We start from the raw sequence: 8,622 nt of genomic DNA on the forward strand, positions 1-8,622 counted from the left end.
CACACCTGTTCCCATACCGAACACAGCAGTAAAGTCTTCCAGCGCCGAAAGTACTTGGTGGGCAACTGCCTGGGAGGATAGGACATTGCGGGACTTTTTTTAATGAAGCCGTGCAAAAAAACAGATATATGAACATTGATTCAAGTTCACTTGAAAATCAATGTTCATATATCTGTTTTTTTATGGGGCGAAGCCCCAAACGCAGGCGCAGCGGAGCGGAGACGGAGTTGCACGGCTTCATTTCACAGCAGTAATGTTACGAGGAGCCATCTGGCGACTGAGGCGCAGCGCGAGCTACGCCGAAGTGCCGCATGAGCGAGTAAGCCGGCAGTGATTATGAGCAGAGCGAAGCAAAGGTGCAAAAAAGAATGCAGTTGACGAGGGTTTGATCCAACTAAGGGTTAAACAAACCCGAGGAAACTACGATCCGATAAAACGAGCCATGCGGCGAAAAATATAAATAGAGCGGTGAAGGAGCAAATTTATTTGTTCTTTCACCGCTCTATTTGTATTTTTTAGGAAGGAGCCATCTGGCGACTGACGCGACGAAGGCACAGCGCGAGCTCCGCCGAAGTGCCGCTTGAGCGCGTATAACGGCAGTAATTTCAAAAATAGTTGTTGGTGGAAACAGAACCTAAATCACTGATTTAGGTTCTGTTTCCAAATTGAGGGGAAAGGAGGGTGTTTTATCTACAGTGTCTTCCAAATATTCTTTTGATATTCCAGAATCGCACGATCACTGGAAAAAAGGCCGGAGTAGGCTACGTTGCTGAGAGACATTTCAAACCATTTCTGTTTGTCTTTAAAAAGTTCGTTGATACGGTGTTGAGCTTTTGTATATGAGTCAAAGTCTTTTAAGACGAAATATGTATCATTATACAAAAGTAGCGAGTCATAGATGCTTTGGAAATTGTCTAAATGGCCAAATGTTCCGTCAATAAGTTGATTCATTATTCTCTGAACGCGATGATCATTTTCATAGATTTGAACAGAACTGTAACCGCCATGTTTTTGGAAATGTGATACCTCATCGGAGGATAATCCAAAGGTAATAATATTGTTATCACCAACGGCTTCATGGATTTCAATATTAGCTCCGTCCATGGTACCAAGAGTAATGGCGCCATTCATCATAAATTTCATATTGCCAGTACCTGAGGCTTCTTTTCCGGCGGTCGAGATCTGCTCGGAAATATTGGCAGCAGGATAGATGATTTCCCCAAGCGAGACATTGAAGTTCGCTAAAAAGACAACTTTTATTTGATCCCGGATAGCTTTGTCATTATTAACAAGATTAGCAATAGCATTGATGAACTTGATGACTTCCTTGGCAAAATAGTAACTGGGTGCCGCTTTGCCAGCAAAGATAAAGCTTTGAGGGACAATTTCAATATTAGGGTTTGCTTTTAAATGATTATATAAATGGAGAATCTGCAAGGCGTTCAGGAGTTGTCTTTTGTATTCATGAATTCGCTTGACCTGAATATCGAAAATAGATTCCGGGTTCACCGAGATATCCGTATGCTCCTTAATATAATTTGACAAATGGATTTTATTATCCAGTTTAATTTGATTAAACCGGTCGATAAAGAGTGGATCATTCTTGTAATCCATTAGCTTCTCAAGAGCAAAAAGGTTATTGATCCAATCCGTGCCGATTGATTCGATGATTAAATCTCTTAGACCGGTATTACTGTTAATCAGAAAACGTCGGGGTGTGACCCCATTTGTGACGGAATGGAAACGTTCTGGAAATAATCGATAATAGCCGTTAAAGGTTTCGTCTTTCAAGATTTTACTATGAAGCGCTGCAACACCGTTAATCGAGTGGCAACAGACAATAGCCAAATTGGCCATATTGATTTGACCATCCTGTATAATTGATAAGGAATCGATCTGCAATTCATTGAGGCCTGATTTAAGCCGCAAGTCTTCCTGGAATTGTCGGTTGATTTCTTCGATAATCATATAGATCCGTGGAAGTAGAAACTTCATCATATCCACTGGCCATTTTTCCAGCGCTTCCGGAAGTACGGTGTGGTTGGTAAAGGTCAGCGAGTTAAGCGTAAGCTTCCAGGCATCGTTCCAACTTAAACCTTCCTCATCCATAAAAATACGCATCAGTTCAGGGCCACACAAGGCCGGATGGGTATCATTGATATGGATACAGATTTTGTCGGCAAACTCATCCAGACAATTGTTATTATATCGTTTGAAGCGGGTAACCATCCGTTTTAAGCCGGCGCAGACAAAAAAATACTCTTGTTTCAAGCGCAGTTGTTTACCATCAAACTTACTATCATTGGGATATAAAATTTGAGTAATCGCTTCTGCTCCGGACTTATGGCGGACGGCATCAAGAAACTGACCCTCATTGAAGCTGGGCAAATCAAACTCTTCGACCGGTTCGGCGCTCCATAACCTAAGCGAATTCACGGTATTATTATGATAGCCTTTGATGGGAATATCGTAGGGCACCGCTAAAATCGGTTCATAATTCTCAAGAACAAAGGTCAGCACACCATTGATTTTCTCAGAACGGAGATTACCATAAAACTTAACAACAACCGACTCATTGGCTTTTCTGATTTCAAAGGGATAACCGTGCCGCAGCCAATTATCGGCGACTTCAACTTGTTCGCCGTTGATAATCTTCTGCTCAAAAAGGCCGTGCTTATAATGGATGCCATTGCCGTGAAAGGGTAAACCCAGGGTCGCAGACGATTCCAGAAAACAGGCCATTAGTCGCCCTAAACCGCCATTTCCCAAGCCTGGATCGGCCTCCTGATTGAGAATAGTCTGATAATCCAAACCTAGTTCAGTCATGGCAATTTTGACGGTTTCCTCCATATCCAGGCTATTGACATAGGATTTTAGTAGCCGGCCAATTAAAAATTCAATTGAAAACAGGTAGACCCGCTTGTGAGGAACCTCGTCATATTGTGATCTTGTTTTAGCCCATTGGGAAGCGGTTTTATCCATGACAATTTCAGCTAAAGCCTGGTACTGATCGAGTACCGATGACTCAGCAAGATATTCGCCGGAAACTTCTTCGATTTTTTTTATATATGAAGATTTAAAATCTTCAATTTCTTTCAGGCGTTGTGATGGTTTCATGAGGTTTCCTTTCAATAAACTAATTTTGATAATCAAGAATTCATTTTTAGACAAAAAAGCACTAGTCACTACTAGAATCTTTTTACCCGTTATTCCTAAAATAAAACAAAAAAGATTGCGGGTAATCGCAATCCTTTTAAGGTGGAGCGGCTAAATTATTTGACAGGTGCCAGGGGTGACCATAACAATGGCGTAAGAAAGAGGTTGCAGGACAATCGGGTTGAGCGAAATGGCTTCTCCAGAGATCAGATCCAAACCCTGACATCCGGCAAAATCGGGGTGTTTAAACAAGTGAACTGCTTTGGCATTGCGGTTAAACAGGCAAAAACAGAGGGAATCTTCATTTCGCCGTTCAAATACGAAGAGATCGTCGCTGGCTTCATAGGGCTTCCAGGAACCGTTCTGAAAGACCGCATAATCAGCGCGCAATTTTGTGATTAATTGATACCAGGAAAGGATATCCTGATCCTCATTGCCCCAAGGATAGGTTCGTCGGTTGTAGGGATCTTCAAAGCCCTGAACACCGGCCTCATCGCCATAGTATAGGCAGGGGACACCAGGGAAGGTAAACTGGATCAGACTAAGCAACTTTAGTCGTTTTACGGCGAGCGCATATTGGGTATCATCCAGCCGATAGGTGTTATGGCTATGGTTCCCCAGATGTTTATAGGCTTCACCAAGCACGTTAAGGATCCGCCGACGGTCATGGCTGCCAATCAGATTCATATTACCCATAAATTGATCTTTGGGATAATGCTCGTAAAGCGACATCATAATCCGAGCGGCCAGCTTTGAGCTTTTATCGCCTAGAACAAAGTCGATAAAGGTCTCACGGAAGGGGTAGTTCATCACGGCATCCAGCTCATATCCGGAAAAATAGCTACGCAGTTCATCATAGGCCACTTTTCGGGAGGCATCTTCCCAGACTTCACCAATTAAAATACTATCAGGATTTTCCTCGATCATCGCCTCTTTTAGACCCACGATAAAGGGATCCGGCAGTTCATCAGCGACATCCAGCCGCCAGCCCGAAGCCCCTGATTTCATCCAGTGACGAATGACGCTGTCCTTGTTTTTATAAATAAAAGCCTGGAAATTAGGATGCATCTCATTGGTGTTGGGCATTGAGTCAACTCCCCACCAACAGGTGTAGGTTTTGGGATAATCGATGAAGGTATACCAGGGATAGTAGTCGGAATCTTTCGACTGATAGGCGCCCACACCGGGATAATTCCCGTAACGATTGAAATACAAGCTGTCGTCACCAGTATGGCTGAAAACGCCGTCAAGGATAATCGCGATCCCTCGTTTTTTACATTCGGAGGCGAGCGTCTCAAAGCTTTCCTGGGTACCCAGCGCCGGGTCGATGGTCATATAATCGCCGGTATCATAGCGGTGGTTACTGCGGGATTTAAAAATCGGGTTCAGATAAAGAATGGTAATGTTTAAACTTTCCAGATAGTCGAGCTTTTCGGTGATTCCTGCCAAGGTGCCACCAAAAAAGTCCCAGTATTTAATGCCGCCGTCCTTTTCACGGAAATAGTGGGGGGTATCGTTCCAGTTGGGATGTAAGATGGCATCCCGACGGAAGTTGGCAAGATCGAAGTCGGCGCCACGATTAAAGCGATCCGGGAAGATCTGGTACATGATGCCCTGAGAATACCAGGCTGGAGACTGCCGCTTAGGATCATAAACCGTAATTTGATAGGAAGGTGGTTTTGTTTCATAGATTCGGCCTTCACCACCTAGATGGTCATGCAGGGTGCCATAGGCATAGGCTCGGTTCCGGGAGCAAAAACTGAAATCATACCAGAGGATCCCGGGAATCACCGGCATATCCAGGGTGACCTCCCAAAAATTGGACTCCCGGGATTTGATCATGGGGTGCAAAATTTCCTGGTCATTAAAACAAGTCCGTAACTTTAACTTTTCAATTTCGGTAGCATAAACCCGCAAGGTGACAGCACTGCCAATTGGCAGTGCTCCAAAGGGTTTGCGAAATTCCAGTTCCCATGAATGATGACGAAATTTCATAAGCTTATCACTCCATCAATTTTTTATAATATGAAAGGTAAACATCGGCTGATTGTTTCCAGTCAAAATGGCTGTTATAGCAATTTTTAACCAGTTTTTTAAAATCTGCCGGAGCGTTGTGATATAGCGACACGGCATCCTGGATTGTGAAAAGCATGTCGTGGGCATTATAGGTTGCGAAGCTAAAACCATTACCCTTTTTTGTTTTGGTATTATAATAGCTAACGGTGTCCTTTAGACCGCCTGTTTCCCGAACGATCGGAACAGCTCCATAACGCATCGCGATCATCTGAGAAATGCCGCAGGGTTCAAATTTCGAGGGCATCAGGAAATAATCGCTGGCAGCATAAATCTTTCTTGACAGTGATTCATCAAAATCGATGATGGTCACCATCTTATCGGGGTAGTTATAGGCGATGCTGCGAAATAGGTTTTCATAAACGGCATCACCAGTCCCCAGAATCACCAGCTGCAGATCCAATTGCAAAATTTCATGGATCACGTTGGAAACCAGATCCAGCCCTTTTTGTTCAACTAATCGGGTGATCATCGATACCATCGGGAGATCACCCCGGATCGGCAGATCAAGATACTCCTGCAAGGCTTTCTTATTATCCGCTTTCTTTTTTTCGGGATTGTCGAAGGGAACAAATAAGGCCGGATCAGTTTTTGAATTATAAATCGACTCATCGATGCCATTTATAATCCCGACCACCTGTTGATTGAGATGGCGGATTACGCCGTCCAGCCCCTCCCCATAATAGGGATCAGTTAGTTCTTTCGCATAGGTGGGGCTGACCGTGGTAATTAAATCAGCGGCGTAAAGAGCCCCCTTCATCAAGTTGATTCTTCCGTAAAATTCCAGGTCCGAGGGTAAGAAGCCCAGATGGAGATAGGGGCTGATATCGTGAAAACCATAAACCCCCTGATAGCGGATATTATGGATCGTAAAAACCACCTTGGTATTGGGAAAAGCGCGGCGATACTGATGTTTGATCAGATAGGGAACAGCTGCCGTCTGCCAGTCGTTGCAATGAATAATATCTGGTATAAAATCCAGCAGGGGCAGGGAATCCAGCACGGCTCGACAAAAAAAACTGAACCGTTCGCCGTCATCGTAATAACCATAAAGCGAGGGGCGTTTAAAAAAAGCTTCATTGTCAATAAAATAAAAAGTAACCCCCTCGTATTCGCAGGTTAGTAGACCACAATAATGGAGGGTATCCGACATCCACATCTGAAAATGCTTGAGAGGTTTTATTTTCCGTCGCAACTCTTCTGGAATGGTGCTGTAATAGGGAAGAATAACCCGGGCATTGACATCTTCAGGAAATGATTTTGGCAGGGCGCCGAGGACGTCTCCCAAGCCGCCGCTTTTTGAAAAAGGATAAGCTTCTGAAGCAACAAATAGGACGTTTAACATATTAAATTACCGTGCCTTTCTTTAAAACAATCGGAGCATGGGGTTTGCCCACTAAGGTTGTGTGATCACTGATTTTAGTATCCTTATCCATGACCACATAGTTCAGATTAACATTTCTCCCGATTTCACACCGTTGCATGATGATGCTATTTTGAATATGTGAGCCAATGTTCATTTGGGTATCTCGAAAAATAATACTGTGATTGATGATGCCATCGATGGTACAGCCGCTGCCGACAATCGAATTGGAAACCTGAGCGGGATCGTTATAAAGGGTCGGGTGGTTGTCTTTGATTTTGGTGTGAATCGAATTTTTACCCAGAAATAGCTCCTGCATAATATCGTATTCCAGCAGATCCATGCTGGCTTTCATATAGTTTTCGAGGCAGTTTACCCGCTTGATATAACCACTATGCTGGGCGCCGAAGACCTTGAGGGTATCGATATTGTATTTAATCATATCCATTAAATCCCAATCACCGGTGCGCTCGCTGAGATCGAGCAATTCTTCCAAAACGGTTTTTTTAACAAAAAACATTTCCGTGAAAAAATGTCCGGTGGTGTGTTCACGTTTATAATGGAGACCGCTGACCCGATTTTTGCTAAATTCCAGGTAAAGATCATTGTCTTTGAGGTGATACAGGGGATCATCCTTTTTAAAAATCAGGGTAATATCACTGTCGTTTTTTAAATGCAGATCATAGGCATGTCGAAAATCAAAGGTAGTGACCAGGTTAGGGGTGGCAATCAGTACATGTTCGGCAGCGGTGGCGTCCAGATATCCGCGGTTGTTCTGAAGATTGCGCAGATTAACCTTGATCAGCCGTCCAATATGGTAATTATTCGAGCCGGAAAGAATCGAAAGATCCTGAGTTTTTCGGCTCAGCGACCACTCTTTACCGGTTCCCAGGTGATCCACCAGGGAACTGTATTTATGCGAGCCAATGACACCAATATGAGATATACCGGAATTGACCATATTGGAGAGGGTAAAGTCGATGAGGCGATAACGTCCGCCAAAAGGCAGGGTGCTCAGGCTACGATGTTGAAGAAAACCTTTTAAGGAATCATCCTCGCCATCCATATTTAAGATAAGTCCAACAGCATTTTTCATTTTTCCTTACTCCTTTTTAGTTATTGATGACATGTATTTCAGGAGTTGCGTCGGCAGGGTCGGTAATATAGCGGGCATCACCTTTGATTCTGGCTCGGGCTCCGACGATACAATTCTCTAAAATAGCGCCATCTTCGATGATCGCTCCGGTGTGTACGATCACATTTTTCAAACTGGTTTTCTTATGGATCACGACATCATGGGATAAAATCGAATTCTCAACCTTGCCAAAGATGATACAACCATCACAGATCAGACTGTTAGTGATCTTGGCCTGGGGGCCGATGAATTGGGGGTGACGGCTGGTATTGTTGGAAAAGATCCGAAAGCTTCGGTCGCTGAGATCAAAATCACAGTTGGTATCCAAAAGATCCATATTGGCGTCATAATAGCTTTGAACCGTCCCGACATCGCGCCAGTAGCCAGAGAAGGGATAGGCAAAAATCCGTTTGCCACTCTCGTGGAGGGCGGGAATCACATTATGGCCAAAGTCATGTTCAGATTCCCGGTTTCCGGCATCATCCTGGAGGGCTTTTTTTAGTTCTTTCCAGGTGAAGATATAGATACCCATCGAGGCCTTATTGCTTTTGGGGTGTTCCGGTTTTTCTTGGAACTCCTTGATGCAATGTTCCTCATCGGTATTAACAATGCCAAATCGATGGGCATCTTCCCAGGGTACATCCATCACCGCAATGGTCAGGTCGGCCTCCTTTTCTTTATGAAAGGCCAGCATGTGCGAATAATCCATCTTATAAATGTGATCGCCGGAAAGGATCAATACATATTCGGGATCAAAGCGGTCAATGAAGTCGAGGTTCTGATAAATGGCATCAGCGGTACCTGAATACCATCGGCCGCCTTTCTGACCCATATAGGGCGGCAGGATATGGACACCGCCCTGGATCTGATCGAGCGCCCAGGCCGATCCGTCGCC

Annotated in this window: 5 protein-coding genes and 1 rRNA gene; 1 reads left to right on the forward strand and 5 read right to left on the reverse strand. The window is 44.2% G+C overall.

Features of this window, described 5'->3' with window-relative positions:
• A 5S ribosomal RNA gene (rrf, locus tag QZ998_RS12000) occupies positions 1-94 on the forward strand; the annotation flags it as partial.
• Positions 95-690: 596 nt separating this feature from the next.
• Here the strand turns inward: rrf and QZ998_RS12005 are convergent.
• The 5 genes from QZ998_RS12005 to QZ998_RS12025 form a co-directional block, all read right to left on the reverse strand.
• Entirely contained in the window at positions 691-3,117 is a 2,427-nt protein-coding gene (locus QZ998_RS12005) for a glycogen/starch/alpha-glucan phosphorylase (protein ID WP_296560905.1), read from the reverse strand.
• A 150-nt stretch (positions 3,118-3,267) separates the two neighbouring features.
• Entirely contained in the window at positions 3,268-5,151 is a 1,884-nt protein-coding gene (locus tag QZ998_RS12010) for a glycoside hydrolase family 13 protein (protein ID WP_296560907.1), read from the reverse strand.
• Positions 5,152-5,158: 7 nt separating this feature from the next.
• On the reverse strand, positions 5,159-6,574 hold the full coding sequence (gene glgA / locus QZ998_RS12015) for a glycogen synthase GlgA (RefSeq protein ID WP_296560909.1): 1,416 nt from the start codon (positions 6,572-6,574) through the stop codon (positions 5,159-5,161).
• 1 nt (position 6,575) lies between these two features.
• Positions 6,576-7,688 carry a glucose-1-phosphate adenylyltransferase subunit GlgD gene (gene glgD, locus QZ998_RS12020; protein ID WP_296560911.1) on the reverse strand — a complete coding sequence of 371 codons (1,113 nt, stop codon included), beginning with the start codon at positions 7,686-7,688 and terminating at the stop codon, positions 6,576-6,578.
• Positions 7,689-7,704: 16 nt separating this feature from the next.
• Positions 7,705-8,622 (reverse strand): sugar phosphate nucleotidyltransferase (locus QZ998_RS12025; protein ID WP_296560913.1); only part of this gene is annotated, 918 nt, incomplete at its 5' end.

It is taken from the genome of uncultured Acetobacterium sp. (assembly GCF_927416815.1).
Taxonomy (GTDB): domain Bacteria; phylum Bacillota; class Clostridia; order Eubacteriales; family Eubacteriaceae; genus Acetobacterium.

What these genes read in the sequence shown, in the direction of transcription:
- glgD (WP_296560911.1), bottom strand. Translation starts at nt 7,688, where the DNA reads ATGAAAAATGCTGTTGGACTTATCTTAAATATGGATGGCGAGGATGAT.
- QZ998_RS12010 (WP_296560907.1), bottom strand. Translation starts at nt 5,151, where the DNA reads ATGAAATTTCGTCATCATTCATGGGAACTGGAATTTCGCAAACCCTTT.
- glgA (WP_296560909.1), bottom strand. Translation starts at nt 6,574, where the DNA reads ATGTTAAACGTCCTATTTGTTGCTTCAGAAGCTTATCCTTTTTCAAAA.
- QZ998_RS12005 (WP_296560905.1), bottom strand. Translation starts at nt 3,117, where the DNA reads ATGAAACCATCACAACGCCTGAAAGAAATTGAAGATTTTAAATCTTCA.